Genomic DNA, 20,508 nt, shown 5'->3' on the forward strand with positions numbered 1-20,508 from the left:
CAAGTCATCTTAGACCATACCACGCTTGAAGCGCACGAAGTTGCAACTCCGGCAACATCAGGTGAATCTTACAACGATCTGATAGACACAGATGGAAGAATACACACATTCGGTTGGATACTTCCACCCCTTCGATACACCTCGACAAAAGAGTCGAGGCACTCAGGGTGACAGGGAGCGAGGGATTGAGTTTGCCAGAGGTAAGACCTCTGGAGTTGGTATTGGATGATATCTCATTTAAACTCCCGGCGTATAATACCTTAGCTATTGTAGGTAGAACGGGATGCGGGAAATCTACCTTAGTGGATCTCCTGACCAGAATTTATAACCCACCACATAATACAATATTTATTGATGACCATGAAATTTACTCCATACCGTTGGAAGTATTGCGTAAAAATATTGTGGTGGTACCTCAGGATATCTTTCTCTTCTCTGATTCCATAGCGAATAACATTCTATTCGGGAAGGGCGAAGAGCTAAGGGCTAAGGGCGAAGAGCTAAGGGCTAAGAGCGAAGAGCTAAGGGCTAAGGGCGAAGAGCAGAGAGAAGAGGTAGAGGATGCTGCCAAAATAGCTCAGATATATGATGAAATATTGGAGTTGGAAAAAGGGTTTGATACTGTAATAGGAGAAAGAGGGGTAACTCTATCCGGAGGGCAAAAGCAACGCATAGCGATAGCCAGAGCAATATTGGCAAATCCCCATATCCTGATCCTTGACGATTCACTTTCGGCAGTTGATACCAAGACAGAGAAGAACCTGCTAACTCGTCTCATAGAGTTACGAAAAGAGCGAACTACAATAATTATTGCTCATCGTATCTCTTCACTACGTCATGCGGACAAGATCATTGTTCTGGATGAAAAGAAGATCGTTGAGAGGGGAACTCATTATGAACTGCTGAAAAAGAAAGGAATTTACTGGGATCTCTATCAGAAGCAAAAGATAAAAGAGAGGATCGAAGAGAGAGTATGAACGAAGAACATTTTGAGTTAACTGCTGATACCCTGCAGACGAAAATATACGACGGAAAGTTGATCACTAAACTTATCAGATATCTGAAACCATATCGGCTATATGTTGCTATCTCCTTCCTTCTGCTATTTATGATCACTGCTGCTGAATTAGCACTCCCCCTGATCATCAAAACTGCAGTTGATGAGCATATTGTGCCCTCTAAAAATGTCATATTCTTTGATAATCAGGAGGAATTCAATGATTTTACCAATAGATATGGAACTGTGAAATTTGATATTCATTCTTATGACGCTCATCATTATATTGTGTTCAGCTCAGATCAGAGAATATTCTTTGACCGAACCGAACTTACACATCTCGAAGAGCGGGGACAGTTTGCTACCGACAATTATTTTCTTATTCCCAATACTCAGGAGAACAGTACAATATTAGAAAACAGTCCTTATTATGTTCTTTCCAAGGAAAACCTGGCAGTATCTCAAGTTGTCTTAGACCAATTAGAGAGAGATGAGATCAGTATCTTACGGCAGGGATCAAAAAATTATCTCTATATCCTGGGTATGATCTTCTTTATTTTGATAATTTTAAGATTGATCTTTCATTACTATCAGGTCTATATTACACATTATGCCGCTCAAAGAGCCATGTTTGATCTGCGCCAGGACGCCTTTGTGCATCTGGAAAAGATGCCGTTATCCTTTTTCGATAAAAATCCGGTCGGGAGATTAGTTACGAGAGTGACGACCGATATCAGAGCTTTAGATGAGTTGCTCAGTGAGGGACTTGTTAATATGCTACAGGATATCCTCATTCTGATCGGAATTGTCATCATGATGTTGGTTCTGAACTGGAGAATGGCATTAGTGAGTTTTACCATTGTTCCCTTTGTTTATATACTGGTACGATATTTTAAGGATAAAACACGGATCATTTATCGGGAGGTAAGGAAAAGAGTAGCTATGCTCAATGCTGCCCTGGCAGAAGATATTTCCGGTATAAAAGTAATTCAGCTTTTTAATCAATTTTCTAATAAATGCCGTCAATTTGCGAGGATCAATCAGAAGTATTACGAAGCTTCGATGGCACAGTTAAAACTCTTCGCTATCTTCAGACCATTGATCAGCATTTCCAGACATATTGCTATTGCCATTATTCTCTGGTATGGTGGAGGTCAGATCCTTAGAAATGCTCTTACTTTAGGAATGTTAATGGCTTTTATCAGGTATATGGAGAGATTCTTTGAACCAGTAAATCATCTCAGTGAGAAGTTCAATATTCTACAGGCGGCTATGTCCGGAGCAGAAAGAGTATTTGATCTGATGGCAAAAGATCCCCAAGAATATCGGGAAGAAAAAACAACAGGAATGAAATTGAAGGGTGAGATTGAATTCAAAAATGTCTGGCTTACTTATAATCAGCCCCTTGGGGCGAGGGGCGAAGAGCAAAGGGCTAATGACGAAGAGTATGGCTTTGTCTTGCGAGATATCTCTTTCAAGGTCAGAGCAGGGGAGAAGGTCGCTCTGGTTGGTCATACCGGTTCCGGCAAAACATCGATAATTAATCTGATAGGAGAAATGTATCCCTTCCAAAGAGGTGAAATTCTGCTGGATAGTAAAAGCATCAAAGAGTATTCTATTGATGACTTACGTAATAATGTCGGGATAGTACAGCAAGATGTATTTCTCTTTTCTGGGACTATTAAAGATAATATTGTTTTGAATAACAGGAATTTAAGCGATGAGGATATAATCCGCATTGGTAAGTATGTAAATGTTGATAGATTTATCAGTCATTTACCTCACGGATATTATGAACCCGTGATGGAAAGAGGAGCCACTTTCTCGGTCGGACAGAGACAGCTTATTGCCTTTGCCCGAGTGCTTGCCTATGATCCGGCAATATTCATTCTCGATGAAGCCACTTCCAATATTGATACAGAAACTGAGATCCTGATCCAAGACGCTTTGAAAAAAGTCATGAAAGATAGAACTTCGATCATTATTGCCCACCGGATCTCTACTATTCAAAATGTTGACAGAATTATCGTTCTTCATAAAGGTAAAATTGTTGAAGAGGGACATCACAACGAGCTTATTGCCAATAAAAATCTCTACTATGATCTCTATCAGCTGCAATATGCTTAGATAAGAAGATGATGATTAAATCCAAGAAAAAAAGGGGATGCAATGGTTCAGATATATACTGGTGATGGGAAAGGTAAAACCACGGCTGCTTTGGGATCTATAGCGCGAATGTTGGGTTATGGGAAGAGGGTCTGTTTGATCCAGTTTATGAAGAAGAATATCTCTTATGGTGAGATTCGATTTTATGAAAAGATCGAATTGATAGATATCTTTCAGTTTGGAACTGATAAATTGATCGAACCGGGGCACCCTTCTGTCATTGATTTTGATGAGGCACAGGCAGCTCTGACAAAAGCGCGTGAAGCCATTAATAGTAATCAGTATAACTTAATTGTTCTTGATGAAATAAATGTTGCTGTAGCTTGGGGTTTGATCGATCTGGGGGATCAAATAAAACTCTTAGATATTAAAACTCAGTCAGAAATAATAATGACCGGTAGATCAGCTCATCCCCAAATTATCGAGAAAGCTGATCTGGTTACTGAAATGAAAGAAGTAAAACATTACTACCCAAAAGGGGTTAAAGCCAGAAAGGGCTTTGAGTTTTAGATCCGATATATTCTTGTCGGGAAACTTAATAAACAATAAAGTAAAAGGAGAGGTCGAAGATGAAAAACTTACTTATAGTACTCTTGATCATCATAGTTGTCATCATAATATTTGTCGGTCTGTTTATTGGCAGATATAATAGAATGCAACAGTTAAGGGTTAATATTGATCAGGGATGGGCTGATGTTCAGACACAGCTTATGCGTCGTTTTGATTTGATACCAAATTTAGTGGAAACGGTCAGAGGATATGCAGCTCACGAACAGGAGACTTTTAGAGCCGTCACAGAAGCTCGAGCCAGAGTCGGTGGGATCATGGAAGTTTCAGAAGATTTACTAAATGACCCGGAAGCATTCCAAAGATTTCAAGAAGCGCAAAATACTTTAGCCGGTGCTGTGCAACGACTCTTAATGGTGACAGAAGCTTATCCTGAGCTAAAAGCTAATCAAAATTTTATCAGATTACAGGATGAATTAGCCGGAACAGAAAACAGGATCGCTGTAGAGAGAAGAAGATTCAACGAAGCTGTAGGAGAGTATAATCGAACTATAGTTGTCTTCCCGAATAATATGATTGCCGGTATGTTCAATCTGGAAAGAGCTCAATTCTTTGAAGCTCCAGAAGAAACACAAGTTGCACCAACTGTTGAGTTTTAATTACATAATCCCCTCATTTGACTAATTAGCCTGAAAAAAACAAAACGGGTCAAATGAGGGGTTTATTATCACCCATGTGTAATGTCGAGCGAAGCACCCTCCCCTTTTGTCATGTCGAGCGTAGTCGAGACATCTCATCACGGTGGCTGGTAAAGGAATCTACATTATGTTTTTTAATACTCTGGTCGGTGTTGAGATCTCTCCATTACGAAAGACTTACTACCGTAACTCTTTCTCCAGTCGAGATGACAAAGAAGAAATTGCTTTCTTGTGGCTGCTTTCGACCTTTCGATAAAAAGGGTAGACACTGCATCTGCTTTAATGCAACTTTAGCAAAAGTTAACTCAAACACTTTATGAGATGGGATAAATTATTATACAGAAAAACGATCATTAACTACCTGCTCTACCCGTTTTCTCTGAGCTTCTCACTGATTTTAGTCATGCGAAGGAAAGCTTACCAAACAGGAATCTTCAGCAGTTTTAAGGCCGATATTAAGACCATATCAGTTGGAAACATCGTCAGTGGTGGAAGTGGCAAGACACCTTTCACTATATACTTAGCTAAATTACTAACACTAAGAGGGTATAAAGTAGCCGTCTCTCACCGTGGATACAAAGGAAAGTACGAAAAGACCAACCTTCTTATATCAGACAGGGAAAAGCTCAGATACGATTGCCCCCAAGCGGGAGATGAAGCGATCTTAATTGCTCGAAAGCTGTCGGGTATTCCCGTTATTGTCGGCAGAGACAGAAAAAGATCCATAATAATACTCCAAAATGAGTTTCCGGACTTAGATTTAATTATTCTCGATGATTCTTTTCAACATCTAAAAGTAAGAAAGGATCTTGAGTTTGTACTCTTTAACTCTCAAACAAAGCTTGGGAATGGTTTTGTCTTGCCGGCAGGAATATTAAGAGAACCCATAAAAGCACTGTATCAATCGGACTGTCTTGTTTACAACGGTACCGACGAAGTACCCGGCATACTGCAGAGATTCAATAAGAAGATAATCAGAGTTGATTATCAGATGTTCAATATCACACTACCCAATGGTGAAACGCTATCTCCGGATTCATTAAAAGATAAAAGGATAGCTCTTATTTCAGGCATAGGACAACCGAGATCATTTGAACAGACAGTAACCATGGCTGGACTAAAGTATGAAAAACATTTTTGCTTTCCCGATCACTATGATTATCAAGACAACAAAAAACTCGAGAGAATGATTCAAGAGATAAAAAATAGATTTGATTTGCTCTTGACGACAGAGAAAGATTTTATCAAAATTAATAAATATTCCGATTCATTACCTTTAGCTTCAGTAAATATCGAATTAGAATCTCCGGACGAAGAGTTATTGATCATGCTCTGTGAAGAGAAATTATTGCAGATTTAAGAATAAATACTAATTAAACAGTAGGTAAACGCGGGCACGGCTGTAGCCGTGCCCGCGGCTCTCTAATATTTTCTCAAAATATGTCCTAAAAATAATCCAATATATTATGTACTTCTTTATCCTGAAGAGGTTACTCTGTCAGGGAGTAAGATACAACACTCTTTCATTTGATTCAGCACCACTCATCGCGATCCCTTCCGGATGTAGTTCATGATCTATATCAGCAAAGGAGTCAACTCGCCAGACGATATTAGCGAAATTATCCAGACTAGGTCCCGAGTAGGTTAAAGTTAAAATATCGTCTTCAACATCAGAATCGACAAAAAAATCACTATGCCAAAAGTACTGATCATCATTAACGAACACCAGTAATCTGAATTCTATGGAATCACCTGTTCGCCACCATTGAAAGTCAATCGGTTCTGTTAAAGAAACGGTAGCATTCGGTCCCGGACTGAGTAAAAGAGGTTTTTCGAGTAATTTATAACTAACAGTATCGGACACACTGTAGTTTCCTGCTAAGTCATATCCCTGTATATAATAATACCAAGTTTGACCGATAACATTAGATTGTTGATGCAACCTGTTATCGAGATATTCATTGAGATTAACCTGAGCACGAGAGAGAGAATCAATATCAACTGGAGTAGGGGCATAATCGCCATAACGGAATATTTTCAGGTATGATAAATCCGGATCAATAACTGTCTGCCATTGAAGCCGTATCCAATCATTATCTGGAACAGTGTCTATGCCATTATTTGTATCATTTACCAAGACCCCACCAACGAGTATGTTGTCGCCGGTATCGCCCAGATGAGGGATCAGGATAACCGGTAGTGGGGGTGTGGTATCAACTGCAAAGGTCTCCTTACCTGAGCAACTAACTAATAACAACGGTAACAATGCCGTTAATGACAAGAAAAGCCAAGTTAAGCGAAGAATTTTATTATTCCCCATTTTCATATTATCCTTCCTCCGTCTTAGAAATAAGCTCTTAATCCAATCCGGTGTGTATTACCCAGATCGTTGGTGATAAAAGCATAATCCACACTTACATCGAACATCATCAGCGATAAACCGGCTGCTTGATTATCATCATAATAACCAAATCTGCCACTGATAAGCTTGTCATAAGTATATTCTATACCCCAGCGTTGTTTTTGACCGTAAACGTGATAATCAGTATCAGTGGCTAAGAGTAGTGTCGATTTGATTCTTTCCAAGGGTTGTTCGTAAGCAAAACCAAGTTTGGTATTCATCACTATCTCATCAGATTGTCGGGAGATCGTATCCCATGAAATTGATGTACCTCCTATGTCTTGTACATTTATTCCAATGGAAAGAGTTCCCAGCCATCTGGCGTCGAACCATCTATAAAGGTATTGACGGGTCAATACAGAGATATCAAAGCCTGTCCCGGTACCGCTGTAATCCTGGATCTTTCTGGAAAGGTATTTAATGTTTGCACCAAAGTAGATATCTACCGGTAACTCAAAGAAGAGCCAACCGAGTGCAAGGTCATGCTGAATATTTTTAGAGAAGGCAAATTGAATTATATCGTCAGTACTGGTGAATTTTGCATCGGGGACAGCGGTAAGTTGCAGATCGGGGAAGGTAACTCTTTGATCTATAGTTGTGCCAACGAGATGCTGCTCAGAAAAGACAGGTATATCGGGAATGGTTAACCTTGTCCAGTTCAAACCGATAGTAACATCATTAGGCAATGGCTGGCAGTAAGTAATATGATCGTAGTAAGCTAACCCTTCGTATAAATAAGCTCTCATCAGGCCGATCTCGATCCTTTTAAGCTGAGAGATACCGGAAGAATTCCAGTAGATCGCCGAGCCATCATTGGCGATCGCTGAAAAGGCACCACCCATTCCGATCGCTCTGACACCGGATCCTATTTCCAAAAAATCTCCGGCATATCTTCCTGCAGAGAGGAAAGTTATACCTAATACAATCATAAGCAGTATGCCGATCTTTTTCATAAAACCTCCATTATGCCAGAGGCATAATCATCGTTGAAACACTCAAATGGTCCCAATATGTATGCTTTATCTTTTCTGATCATCTGACAATAGCCATTTTTTGTGTTCGTTCAATAGTTTTACTCCCTCTACGGGCAGTGATTTTGTAAAAATAAACACCATTTGCAAGGAATATACCGGATTCATCACGGCAATCCCATCCCAAAACAGTTCGTGGATATTCATGATATCCGACACCGGTAGGGAGATTATCGAAAGTTTTAACTAACCTGCCACTAACCGTATAGACCCTGATCTTGACATCATCGGCATCATCAGTGAGCACATAGGTAAATCTGGTACGATTTTGATTTACCGGGTCTATCGTTGTAGTAATGACCGGATTGGGGTAGTTAGCCAGATTAATGACATCGAATGTCGTATTAACAACAAAGTTTATATCTCGTACCTGAAAATTTCCGTTTACATCGGCGCAAGAGATAGAGAGTGTATAATTTCCGGCATCGAGATTTAACTGATGTTTTATAGGAATTGAGGTTAAGTTTCCCGGATTAGCAGAAATTGTATATTCTGCCTGATCAACCAAGACACCATTAAGAAACATCTCGATCCCCTGATCAAATATATCAATGCCATTCGCATCAGACAGAGTAAAGGAGATGATACCTGTTCCCGAGACGTACCCTCCGTAAGTAAACTCCTGATCCTGCACGTTCGCTCTGATTGTCGGGGCTTTTTGGTCATTGTTACGCAGAATAGTATAAGTACCCAATCTTCGCAAATCCTGATAAACATGGTTATTGGTTGTTGAAGTAAAACCACCATGATGGATCCACTTATTGTATCCTGTCTGCCAACGATAGAAAGCGAATCGGTTCTCATTTTCCCAGAACTGGATCTCCGGATCTTCCGGGTCATAATTCATTGTCAAAGTGATCTTTTTATCATCCGGCAAAGTACCTAATGTATCGGCAAACAGAGTTTCATTGAAGATGCCGATCTGATATGTATGGGATAAGCTCTGATTCAACAAGGCGAGTTTATGAACATCCGGTTGATTATCCGGTATTTTATAAGGACTACTATTTATGTAGAAGATCGTCTCTTCGGCGAAGAGCCCAGCTGGGATCTTACATAGTAAATTTTTATCAGAACTCATGACACTGATTTCTTCCACCCCGGCATAGAACATGTTAAGGGTCAGGAGATCAGATAGTTTAAAGTTGTTCAGCAGATCAAGCTCGGCAAATTCGCTGTTAGGATTGACTCTTACCCGAAAGCGTAAATCATCCTGCAGCGGTTCAAACGGAATATAGATCCAGATATCATCCAAAGGATCAATTGCCTGTATATCTTTCTCATTAAGGAAAGTATCATCCCCGTCAATGACTTTTGTTAATCTGACTATAGTAGGGGGAGAAGCGATCTGTCCGAAATTTCTGATATTGACCTTTACTGCCGGTTGGTTTTCGAAACTGGATAACTCCAGATAATAGACTGCCAGATCAGGAGCCAAGACACTAAAGTTGAAACGGTTTGAGGTTATTACTTGATTATTGCCGTTTGTTATAATGAAATAGTATTCATAAGGATCAAAAGAGGGGTTCATCGGGTTAAAGGGTGTAACAGTTATGTATCTGTTTTCATCAGCATTATAGATCATTGGACGCTCATTTGCTCCGATCCTGCAAACTACTGATTGGATACCACTTTCATCAAAGAATCGGGCGGCAATGTGGATAGGATCAGAAGCTGTTATTGTTTCAGGGATAGTAACATTATCAACGACGGCTGCCTTACCGACTGTGTAATTAGTCATCCCCAGAACCTGTCGATTTAATCCATAACCGTAGATTTTTACCAATCTTTGGTAAGTGCTTTGAGCAACTGAGGGCACGACATAATCAACCTGATATACTCCATTGATGACCGGCATGTCAAAAGGAACATTGAGGGTTATCTCATGTTCGTTCTGGATCAGAAAACGAGCATAAAGTATGTCATCCGGCATCTGAACTGTTATGAGTAGTGTATCCCCTTCAGTGATGTTATATTTATTCAGCTCGATATGTACTCTTTCTTCAGGAAGGTCAAAGCTAACCATAGGATCACCAAACATCACTGCTCCATGAGTCATGGCTAAACGGATTGTTGGTGAGACCGTAGAAAAGACCCTTGCTTTAGTATAGGATACGATATCACCGAAATTACCCAAATTCCTGTGAAACAGCGCTTCTGTCAAATGCGTAGCTAAGGTCTCATTAGCTCTGGTATAGCTCAGACCGGAAGTGCCAAAATGGGCAATAGCTCCTCTATCCGGAGTGAGGATCATTGTCTCTCCAATACTACCTGATCCCGGTCTGGAGAAGTCGGCAGGGTAACAGGAGAGTGAATTAACGAACGGATAGTCTTCGTTATTCAGTGTTAAAATATCATTATTATTGAGTAGATTGTAATCTGCCCATATCCTGCCACCCCCATGACCAAAGAACTGGACGTAAAGAGTACCGGCATCCCAACTGTTTTTTAATTTGAAGGTGCCTCCCAGATACTGACTGGGTAGGGTTTGTGTGTTGGTATAGACCCTGATAACGTTGTAATCCTCCGGTATCCAAATTTTGCGGATACTTTCACTATACTGGGCGAACATTTCACCCTCAGCTACTTTACCACCTGCGGCAAGGGTGATCGTGCTTTGCCAGGGGTTTGGATAATTAGGGTTTTCCATATAGTGGATCGTTTTTTCTGCTACCGGCAGGATCTGATTTTCATTCCAGACGGTAATACGACTGATATTAAAATCAGGAACTTCATCGTCCCCGATGATACAAGCAAACCAGTTATCACTTGGCGTAGCTCCTACAGAGGGAGTCCAGATATTCTTATAAGGGATGTGATTGATCGATCTATGGACACTAAAATCTCTCTCATCGAAAAGACCTTTCCCTAATAGGAGAACATGAGTCATTGGAATAGACCAGTTATGATAAACATAAGTAAGGAAGTCCTTAATTGCTTCGGCTGAGCGGATCCCGTAATTGAACTCATCAAAGATACTTTGCAGATCTACGATCTCGACCAGATATCCCCGACTTTCCCAGAATGTTTTAAAGAGCTGAGTACCCTCATTGTGTACGAATATCCTTGGCGTTATAATGATATAATCAGCAGCATTATTGGGATTTCTCAGATCAGAGGCAGCTCTTGGACGGATGAATTTCGGAATCTTTTTCTGATCCTCAGTCAAAGCAACATATTGAATATTGTGAGCGACAACTTCATCCTGGAAAGTTACTTTATAAGGTGCTCCTCCGGTCTCAGAGAATGGTTCGATCTGTAGGTTCTCCATATATCCGGAATTTACCTTATAGACCGATATCTGATCAATAGAGAAGTTATTTAGCTCAAATTGATAAAGCCCCAAAGGGCGGCTAAAAGGGCGTGTGAACCGGATATAATCTGAGTCGGTTTTGTATTCCCGCCAATAAGTGAGATGAAAATAATCAAAAAGAATGGTCTCTGTTATACCGCTGGGAGTATCTCCCGGCATATCAATATAGAGAAAGTTCTCACCATGATTGAGATAGAAATTCGGAATAGGGTCAACATTGGTAAAGAGTCGTTGAGTTTGTCCGGTCCAACGATGATCATTGATAAAAGATGAGTTGATCCTGACCCGGGCACGGTGATCATTTGTCGTACCAGCCATATAGGTTAATCCAACCAGGCATACTGTAGCAGAGAAAGCCCGGATATGTGTCTGATGAGGATACTCTAAATTAAAAGAGGTCACATTAAGATCCGGTGCCCGAATGGTTCTCCAAAACCAAAGATCCTCGCGGGGAGCTGGTGAATATTGTCCTAAGGGATAATGGGCATTCTGTTCTTCAAAATGTACCGTTTGTTCGTAGGAAGTGGGTAGGATATAATTACTTGGATTGGTCTCCCTGATACCACCATTCTCTACCGACATTCTGGCACCCCAATTCTCGATAATTTTCAGAGTATAAACATTTTCGGCAGTATAAGTATCGGAATAGCCGGTCTTTCCTTGGTTTTTATCTCCGAAAAACTCGAAATAGTCTCCCGGATCAAAAGAACCGTCTCTCTCTCCAATGAAATGTATCGGAACGATCCCGTCTTTACTCTCTAACTGTAGATGACGAGGATCAAGCAGGTCTAGATCAATATTGACCGGGAATAGTTCCTCTTCTTCCCATTGGCTAATGATATCTGCCAGATCTTCATAAGTCACCTTATAGATCCCTTCACTATCAACAAAGAACTGGATAGCATTTATACCGTAAGAACGGATCGGTTCATGATCAGGGTTGAAATTACGTGGTTTTCGCCAATTTCGGGAATACTCTTCATTCAAAAAGAACATTTCCCCTGCCCTGTCTATATAGTTTCTACCCGGAATCCAGTCCCGGCTTATCGTTTTATCACCTGAAATGCTGATCAATATTGTTGCTTCCCTGATTATAGACAATTGCCGGTTATGGGGATGAAAACGGATTGGATTAAAAACAAAACTGGCAAAACGGCGATCTCCAGCAAAGCCGGTGATGCCTTGTTGTAATATCTGTTCAGGATAAAGATCATTTCTGTTATAAACAGTTCTGTCCCGGAAAAAACTCTGATTTACTTCATAACCATCTGTCTCTAATTTCTCTACTGGATAGATCACTACATCTGAAACTCTCTCGGTTAAGATGTTTTGTACCATAATCTGAATATCTCCATCTACAGGAATACCAATATTTTCACTATAGAATGGAATATCCGGATACCCCTCTTCGTAATGATAACCACTAAAGTTGCCTTTTATAATGTGGTAAACAATCCCTTCAATTTCTAGCGGAACAAGTTCATAATCCGGCATCCTGAACTGCAGAACGATCTCACTTTCCGTCATATTGACTATGGTAAAAGGTGTTATAGCATAGACGTTAGTGAATGAACTAATTACTAATAGCATTAAAAGGCAAGTAAAGAAATAACCGATCCCTTCTCTGGCTTTTTGAGGAAATCTTCGAACCCTCAATACTTTACATAAATGTATATTTACGCTCTCGTTTTTATCCAATAACACCATCTGCCTCCTCATAACTTCGGGCTTTTACTTTACGTAAATTTTAACAGTGCCGTGTATAGTTTCATCCTGATTAATCAGACTCTTTTCAATCAGATCATTACGCTAGGTAGAAGCATAACATTATAACACTAGCGTAATGCCGATGTTTCATTATTGATTATTAAGCAGACCAATATCACGGCGGTAATATATATTATCAAATTTTATTTTTTCTATGCTATTATATGCTTTAGTTCGTGCTTCTTGGATTGTTGATGCTAAGGCAGTTAATGTTAAAACTCGTCCACCTGAAGAATAGAGTACTCTATCTCTCATTCCAACATTCTCCAGGTTGCTCGATTGCTCATTTACCCCCATATCAACATTAGAGAAAAATATTCTCAGAGAATTATCATCCCCAATAGAGTCATCTATAGCGATCAATTTACTGCTTTCACATTTACCGGGATAACCTTCAGAGGCAGCTACTATACTAACTGCAGATCTCTTTTCCCATTCCAAATCAAGATGTTCAACTCTATTATAGGCAATAGCTTCACAGATATCAACAAGGTCAGTTTTCATTAATGGTAGAACTGCCTGTGTCTCAGGATCTCCTAATCTGCAGTTGAATTCTAATACTTTTATGCCCTTTGAAGTAAAGATCAAACCGGCATAAATGACTCCCTTATATTCTATACACTCTTTCTTGAGTGCAGACAATAAAGGATTGAAAATGGTGTTATCTATAGTATCAAGCTGTTCTTTCGATATTTTCACTGGTGCATAAGCACCCATACCACCGGTGTTCGGTCCTTTATCACCATCATAGATCTTTTTATAGTCGTGAGAAAGGATAGTAGATTTATAATTTCTGCTATCTGTAAAAGCGAAGATTGAAGCCTCAAAACCGTTTAAAAATTCTTCAATGACAATTTGCTCACCAGCTCTACCAAAATCTTTTGCCAGCATTAATTTTTGAACAGCAGCAAATGCATTATCTTCATTCTCTGCTATATATACCCCTTTTCCGGCTGCCAAACCATCAGCTTTGATAACAGTTGGATAAGATATTTGTTCCAAATACTTAGTTGCTTGATCATAATCAGAGAATGCTCTGTATTCTGCTGTAGGAATATTATAACGCTGCATTAATGATTTTGCAAAAACTTTGCTGGTTTCCAGCTTGGCTGCCTCCTTAGAAGGACCAATGACCATTACACCTTTATCTTCCAGATAGTCAACAATCCCTTCCTGTAAAGGTTGTTCAGGTCCTATAATAACTAGATCAATGTGCTTATCCAGAACATTGTTGTAGATATCCTTAAAATCCTGTGATGAGATTTGTTTGGCAACAGAAGACATGCCCGGATTACCGGGTGTTACATATACTTTATTGACTCTATTACTTTTTGCTATTGATTCGGCTATAGCATGCTCTCTGCCGCCACTACCAACGATCATTACTTTCATACCGATCAACCTTTTGATTATTATAACAGTCAACAGATTGATTATCTGTCATTTATGAGATAGCCTATAATCAGATTACCACTCGGTTAAATGTTGTTCGCAAAATAGAAAAAGTCTAATTAATAGGCAAGGATTTTCTGAGATAAAGAAACAAATATTTATAAGCTCTATTATTTCTGGTTATTTATACGGATTGCTTCAACCGGACAGATTTCCACACATTTACCACAGCAGACGCAGGCCTCTGTGATATATAATTGGTCTTCTCCTTCAATTATGGCGGAGACTGGACAGATGTCCAAACACTCACCGCAATTAACACATTCTGAAGTGATGATGTATCTCATATATTCTCACCTATTATACTGACATTACTTCAGTTTCTTTGTTTTTAGCTGCATCAGATATCTTTTCTATCCACTTGTCAGTTAGTTCTTGAATATCGTCCTGTAGTTTTTTTAACTCATCTTCCGATATCTGCTTATCTTTCTCCATCTGTTTAGCAATATCATTGCCTTCTCTTCTGATGTTTCTTATAGCAATTTTGCTATCCTCAGCTATCTTTTTTATCTGTTTAACGATATCTTTTCTTTTTTCTTCTGTCAAAGGTTGGAAGGGAAGTCTAACAACTTTTCCATCATTCTCAGGAGTAATACCCAAATTAGCGGCCAAAATAGCTTTTTCGATATCTGTTAGAGTAGTTTTATCCCAAGGTTGTACTACTATTAAACGAGGTTCTGGTGTAGAGATGCTACATAACTGTTTTATTGGGGTTAACTCACCATAATAATTGATCTTAATATCATCCAATATTGATACACTAGCCCTTCCTGTTCGTAACTTCAGGAAGTTATGAGCCATTGTTTCAATAGCTTTATTCATCTTATCTTCTAAAGGTTTTATAACTTTATCCATATAAACTCCTTGTGATCCTATTTCAATAAATAAAAGTGCCTACATTTTTATGAAGGATGGCATTCTTTAGATTTCCAGGTTTGGTAATGTTAAAAATCTTCATCGGGATATGATAATCTCTAGCAAGTGAAAAAGCAGTCATATCCATAACATTTAACCGTTTAGCTATAATCTCATCATAGCTAATCTCTGAATAGTATTCGGCATCTTTATCAATCATTGGATCTGAACTATAGACGCCATCAACTTTTGTTCCTTTAACAACTAGATTAGCATTCAGTTCAATAGCTCTCAATACTGCAGCAGTATCAGTAGTAAAGTATGGATTACCTGTGCCACCTGCTAAAAAACATATCTTTCCCGAACTGAGAGCATTTTCTACATTGTATGGAGTATAAAAAGAACAAATTTTATCCATTTCCAAAGCAGAAAAGACCTCACAATGATAGTTCTTACGATTCAGGTAATCGGCAAGTATAAGACTGTTCTGGACTGTTACTAACATGCCGACATTATCACCTGTTATTCGATCAAATCCTTTATCTTCTTCTTTACCACCACGAAAGAAATTACCGCCACCAAGAACAATACCAATACTCAAACCCAATTTCTTCAATGCAATTAAATCATCAGTAATTTGCTCAAGAATAGCATTATCATAACCGATTTCCTTGCTGCCGGCTAAGAATTCACCACTGATCTTAATAATAATTCTTTGAATTTTTTCGGGTTTAAAGAAATCAGACATATTATTCACCTAATGAATATCTGGCGAATCTAGCGATTTGGATATTTTCACCCATTTTAGCTATTGATTCATTGATTACATCTTGTATCGTTCTATCAGCTTCACGATAATCTTCTTGGAACAGTAGACAATTCTGTTTGAGATATTTCTGTACCTGACCATCAGCAATTTTTACAGCTATATTTTCCGGTTTTCCATCATTGATGGCTTTATTGTAATAGATCTCTTTTTCTTGAGAAATGATTTGAGGATCAATATCTGCTTCACTAACAGCAATTGGTGCTGCTGCTGCAATATGCATGGCGATATGTTTACAGAGATCTTCAAAATCTTGAGTACGGGCAACAAAATCTGTTTCGCAGTTGACTTCTACCAGAACACCAATTTTATTATTAAAGTGGATATAGGCATAGATCCTACCCTCTTTTGCTTCACGATCAGATTTAGTTGCTGCCTTACTAATACCTTTCTCACGCAGATATTTGATTGCTTCTTCCATATTACCGTCAGTAGCTTGCAAGGCCTTTTTGCAGTCCATCATGCCTACTCCGGTTTTTTCTCGTAGCTCTTTGACCATTTGAGCTGTGATTTCCATATATAGCTCCTTGATTTGTTTTTATTAAGATATAATAGTTTTTATTCTTTACCAGCTAGGTAGTTTATTAGTCTATATAAGTTCATTATTTAAGAACGGTTTCTTTGTTTGAGATTCGAAGTTATTCTGTTGCTGTCTTTTCAGCTGTTTCAGAGCTTTCAGTTTTTTTCTTTGCTGGAGTAGCTTTAGTTTTACGAGGTTTTTTTGCAGGTTCATCTGATTCTATAGTTTCTTCAATTGTTACTTTACCTTTCTTAGAATCAGATTGATGTTCTGTCATGACTTCTTTCTTTACTTCTATTTCATCTTCACCCTTAAGTGCTACTACATCTTCTTCTTCAAATTCTCTTTCAATTTCTGAGAGTAATTCCTCATCAACGATATCATCTTTTACTGGTTTTTCAGATTCAGCGTCAGTTTCTTGTTCTCCCGCTTCTTCCTTTGTTAGTTCAGCACTCCCTTCCATCATGATTTGTCTTCCCTCAATAACAGCATTGGCAATAATATCTGTAATCAGATAAATTGCTCTGATAGCATCATCATTAGCAGGAATTACGTAATCAATCAAATCAGGGTCACTGTTAGTATCAACCATACCGACTATTGGGATACCAAGTTTTCTCGCTTCATGTACCGCGATCTCTTCGTGAATTGTATCTATAACGATTACAGCACCCGGTATAGTATCCATTCCACGAATACCACCAAGAGCCGTTACAATTTTGTCATATTTTCTTTTCATCCTTGTGGCTTCTAATTTAGTGAAACTATTGATAGTTCCATCTTCAACTATCTGTTCATAATAATCAAGCTTACTAATAGAACGACGAATAGTAGCCATATTAGTTAGCATTCCACCATACCATCGGTTGCTAACATAAAAAGCACCGCATTTTTGTGCAGCAGCTTCAATAGCATCTTTGGATTGTTTTTTAGTGCCGACAAAGAGGATATGTTTGCCTTTGGCAGCAATCTCTTTAATAAACATATAAGATTCGTTGATAGCATCTACCGTTTGTTTTAGATCTATTATGTGGATGCCGTTTCGTTTGATAAAAATGTATTTCTTCATTTTTGGGTTCCACTTATGGGTCTGATGACCAAAGTGAACACCCGATTCTAATAATTGTTTCATTAATACAACTGACATTACAACTCCTTCTTTACGGTTTTTTTCTTTTCATTGCTGATATAAGCAATTCAATCCTGCTTAATATTAGCAGAACACCGCCTTGCAACTCAGCAATGAGATTTTTCTTGTTCTTAAAAAATTAACGTTTAGAGAACTGGAATCTCTTACGTGCTTTTGGACGTCCGCTCTTCTTTCTCTCAACCATTCGTGGATCTCTGGTGAGTAAGCCCCTCTTTTTTAATTCCGGGCGAAGACTTTCGTCGTATTTTATCAATGCGCGTGCTATTCCGTGTCTAATGGCTCCTGCTTGACCTGATAAACCGCCACCAACAACATTAACCTTTAAATCTAATTTATTAGCTAATTGGACAATTTCTAATGGTTGTTCAACAATCATTTCTAAAGTTTCGCGATTAAGATAATTCTTTATCTGTTGATTATTGATCAATCTTTTACCTGTTCCAGGTGTCAGGCGAACACGAGCGACAGATGTCTTTCTGCGACCTACTGCATCAAAATACTGCATCTATTTTCCTCCGTACAAATCACGAGATTGTTTTCGGCTTCTGAGCTGTATGCGGATGATCAGCTCCCGAATATACTTTTAGTTTCTGGATCAATTTTCTTCCCAGAGGGTTCTTGGGTAACATTCCTTTTACTGCTTGGATAATAATTTCTTCCGGTTTCTTGCTTTGCAGACGAGCAAAAGGAATTTCTTTATATCCTCCCGGATAACCACTGTAACTCGGATAAGTTTTTTGTAATTCTTTGTTACCTGTTAACCGTACTTTTTCAGCATTTATTACCACAACAAAGTCTCCGGTATCCAGATGTGGTGCAAAATATGGTTTATGTTTTCCGCGCAGCAAACCGGCAATTTTTGTTGATAATCTGCCCAAAGTTTGACCTTCAGCATCGATTAGAAACCAATCTTGGATTATTTGGTCCTGCTTTGGTGTAAGCGTTTTCATTATGCTTCTCTCCTTAGTTTACTATTTATCGTGTCAAAATATTTTACCACTGCTTTTCATGTCAAGGATGAATTTTGTTTCCATCAAATGAGATAAAAAAAGTGACACAATAGCTACTTAATTAAGTAACTATTGTGTCGACTATAGGGTTAGTATTTATTTTGGCCTATTAATACATTCCGCCCATTCCGGGACCCATTCCTCCCGGAGGTGCCGGTGGTTCTGGTTCCTTTATCTCAGTTATGATACATTCTGTTGTCAGGAATAATCCTGAAATACTGATAGCATTCTGTACAGCAGAGCGGACTACTTTTGCCGGATCAATTATACCGGCTTTATAGATATCTTCAAACTTACCATTATCGGCATTGAAACCAAAGTGCACATCGTCACTGTTTTTGAGTTTTTCCACGACGACTGCTCCTTCCTCGCCAGCATTTGTAGCAATTCTGAAAGCCGGAACTAAAAGTGCCTTCTTTAATATATCGGCAGCAACTTTTTCTTCATGATTACTAAAATTGAGTGTATCTATTGCTTTAGCCGCATGAATTAAACAAACACCACCACCAGTAACAATTCCTTCTTCCACTGCTGCTCTAGTAGCATGTAAAGCATCATCAACACGAGCTTTCTTCTCTTTCATCTCAGTTTCAGTAGCAGCACCGATTTTGATAACAGCGACACCGGAGCTCAATTTTGCTAATCGCTCTTGTAGTTTCTCACGGTCATAATCGGATGTTGTATCCTCGATTTGAGATTTGATCTGTTTGATTCGGGCATCAATATTAGCTTTTGATCCAGCACCTTCTCTGATAATAGTATTTTCTTTTTCTACGATAACCTTTTTTGCTGTTCCTAAATCCTGCATAGTTACACTATCAAGTTTACGTCCCAACTCTTCAGAAATGACTGTACCACCAGTAAGAATGGCAATATCTTCCATCATCGCTTTACGACGGTCTCCAAATCCGGGAGCTTTCACAGCGGCAACATTAATAGTTCCGCGAAGTTTGTTGACAACCAAAGTTGCCAGTGCTTCACCTTCGATATCTTCAGAAATAATCAAGAGCGGTTTTCCGGATTGGGCAATTTCTTGCAGGATTGGAAGCAGGTCTTTCATAACGGTGATTTTCTTATCGTATAAAAGAATATAAGGATCGTCGAGTTCTGAGATCATTTTATCGGTATCAGTAACAAAGTAAGGAGATACATAACCCCGATCAAACTGCATACCTTCAACCTTCTCCATGTATGTTGTGATTGATTTTGCTTCTTCGACATTGATTATACCTTCATTGCCAACCGACTCCATTGCTTCAGCGATGAGTTTGCCAATTTCAGGATCATTATTTGCCGATATCGAAGCGATTTGGGCTATCTCTTCTGAGCTAGCTATTTCTTTACTTGATTTCTTGATTGCTTCGACAATCACTTTTAGCGCTTTTTCTAATCCCCTTTTCAAGTACATCGGATTAACTCCGGCAGTAACATGTTTCAATCCCTCTTCGATTATTGCCTGGGTTAAAAGGGTTGCCGTTGTTGTTCCGTCTCCGGCTATATCGTGTGTCTTCTCAGCCACTTCCTTACAAAGCTGGGCTCCCATATTTTCAAAAGGATCTTCTAATTCAATCTCCTTGGCTATGGTTACTCCATCATTAGTAATCGTTGGTGAGCCGAATTTCTTATCTAATACGACATTCCTTCCTCGAGGTCCTAATGTAACTTTTACTGCATCCGCCAGTTTATCAACACCTGCTTTGATTGCATTTCGTGATTCGTGACCAAATTTCATTTGCTTTGCCATGTTTGTTTTCCTCCTTAATTACAATTTTTTATCAATTTAGTTTAAGTTTTAGCAATTGACTCTGTAGAGTG

The 20,508-nt window shown here is 39.0% G+C and carries 17 protein-coding genes; 5 read left to right on the forward strand and 12 right to left on the reverse strand.

Translation table 11 applies throughout. From position 1 onward, the window contains the following. Positions 1-65: 65 nt before the first annotated feature. From K0B81_07930 to lpxK, 5 genes are all read left to right on the forward strand, one after another. The gene (locus K0B81_07930; protein ID MBW6516524.1) at positions 66-977 is read left to right on the forward strand and encodes an ATP-binding cassette domain-containing protein; all 912 of its coding nucleotides are present in this window, start codon (positions 66-68) and stop codon (positions 975-977) included. Next, a complete protein-coding gene (locus tag K0B81_07935; protein ID MBW6516525.1) occupies positions 974-3,124 on the forward strand; it encodes an ABC transporter ATP-binding protein/permease in 2,151 nt (716 codons plus the stop codon). The genes K0B81_07930 and K0B81_07935 overlap by 4 nt, the downstream gene beginning before the upstream one ends. Positions 3,125-3,166: 42 nt before the next feature. Then, positions 3,167-3,673, forward strand: a complete 507-nt coding sequence (locus tag K0B81_07940; GenBank protein MBW6516526.1) for a cob(I)yrinic acid a,c-diamide adenosyltransferase — start codon at positions 3,167-3,169, stop codon at positions 3,671-3,673. Positions 3,674-3,732: 59 nt separating this feature from the next. Beyond that, positions 3,733-4,329, forward strand: coding sequence for a LemA family protein (locus K0B81_07945; protein ID MBW6516527.1), 597 nt, complete (start codon positions 3,733-3,735; stop codon positions 4,327-4,329). Between the two features lie 355 nt (positions 4,330-4,684). Further along, complete coding sequence (gene lpxK / locus K0B81_07950; protein ID MBW6516528.1) at positions 4,685-5,728, forward strand: tetraacyldisaccharide 4'-kinase; 1,044 nt, start codon at positions 4,685-4,687, stop codon at positions 5,726-5,728. A gap of 138 nt (positions 5,729-5,866) precedes the next feature. On the opposite strand, the gene K0B81_07955 is transcribed toward lpxK, so the two are convergent. The 12 genes from K0B81_07955 to groL form a co-directional block, all read right to left on the reverse strand. After that, on the reverse strand, positions 5,867-6,694 hold the full coding sequence (locus K0B81_07955) for a hypothetical protein (protein MBW6516529.1): 828 nt from the start codon (positions 6,692-6,694) through the stop codon (positions 5,867-5,869). Positions 6,695-6,711: 17 nt separating this feature from the next. Beyond that, positions 6,712-7,722, reverse strand: coding sequence for a hypothetical protein (locus K0B81_07960; GenBank protein MBW6516530.1), 1,011 nt, complete (start codon positions 7,720-7,722; stop codon positions 6,712-6,714). A gap of 79 nt (positions 7,723-7,801) precedes the next feature. Continuing rightward, a complete protein-coding gene (locus tag K0B81_07965; GenBank protein MBW6516531.1) occupies positions 7,802-12,769 on the reverse strand; it encodes a hypothetical protein in 4,968 nt (1,655 codons plus the stop codon). Positions 12,770-12,970: 201 nt separating this feature from the next. After that, positions 12,971-14,272 (reverse strand): phosphoribosylamine--glycine ligase, encoded by a 1,302-nt coding sequence (gene purD, locus K0B81_07970; GenBank protein MBW6516532.1) that lies wholly within the window; start codon positions 14,270-14,272, stop codon positions 12,971-12,973. A gap of 170 nt (positions 14,273-14,442) precedes the next feature. Then, complete coding sequence (locus K0B81_07975; GenBank protein ID MBW6516533.1) at positions 14,443-14,619, reverse strand: 4Fe-4S binding protein; 177 nt, start codon at positions 14,617-14,619, stop codon at positions 14,443-14,445. 13 nt (positions 14,620-14,632) lie between these two features. Further along, positions 14,633-15,187: a ribosome recycling factor gene (gene frr / locus K0B81_07980; GenBank protein MBW6516534.1), complete on the reverse strand. Its 555-nt coding sequence runs from the start codon at positions 15,185-15,187 to the stop codon at positions 14,633-14,635. A 22-nt stretch (positions 15,188-15,209) separates the two neighbouring features. After that, positions 15,210-15,935, reverse strand: coding sequence for a UMP kinase (pyrH, locus tag K0B81_07985; GenBank protein ID MBW6516535.1), 726 nt, complete (start codon positions 15,933-15,935; stop codon positions 15,210-15,212). 1 nt (position 15,936) lies between these two features. Further along, a complete protein-coding gene (tsf, locus tag K0B81_07990; protein MBW6516536.1) occupies positions 15,937-16,530 on the reverse strand; it encodes a translation elongation factor Ts in 594 nt (197 codons plus the stop codon). A gap of 121 nt (positions 16,531-16,651) precedes the next feature. Then, positions 16,652-17,680 (reverse strand): 30S ribosomal protein S2, encoded by a 1,029-nt coding sequence (rpsB, locus tag K0B81_07995; GenBank protein MBW6516537.1) that lies wholly within the window; start codon positions 17,678-17,680, stop codon positions 16,652-16,654. A 121-nt stretch (positions 17,681-17,801) separates the two neighbouring features. Beyond that, on the reverse strand, positions 17,802-18,188 hold the full coding sequence (gene rpsI / locus K0B81_08000; protein ID MBW6516538.1) for a 30S ribosomal protein S9: 387 nt from the start codon (positions 18,186-18,188) through the stop codon (positions 17,802-17,804). Between the two features lie 19 nt (positions 18,189-18,207). Next, positions 18,208-18,633 carry a 50S ribosomal protein L13 gene (gene rplM / locus K0B81_08005; protein MBW6516539.1) on the reverse strand — a complete coding sequence of 142 codons (426 nt, stop codon included), beginning with the start codon at positions 18,631-18,633 and terminating at the stop codon, positions 18,208-18,210. A gap of 169 nt (positions 18,634-18,802) precedes the next feature. After that, the gene (gene groL / locus K0B81_08010) at positions 18,803-20,437 is read right to left on the reverse strand and encodes a chaperonin GroEL (GenBank protein MBW6516540.1); all 1,635 of its coding nucleotides are present in this window, start codon (positions 20,435-20,437) and stop codon (positions 18,803-18,805) included. Positions 20,438-20,508 lie beyond the last annotated feature (71 nt).

The sequence above is a fragment of the Candidatus Cloacimonadota bacterium genome (assembly GCA_019429305.1).
GTDB lineage: Bacteria > Cloacimonadota > Cloacimonadia > Cloacimonadales > JAJBBL01 > JAHYIR01.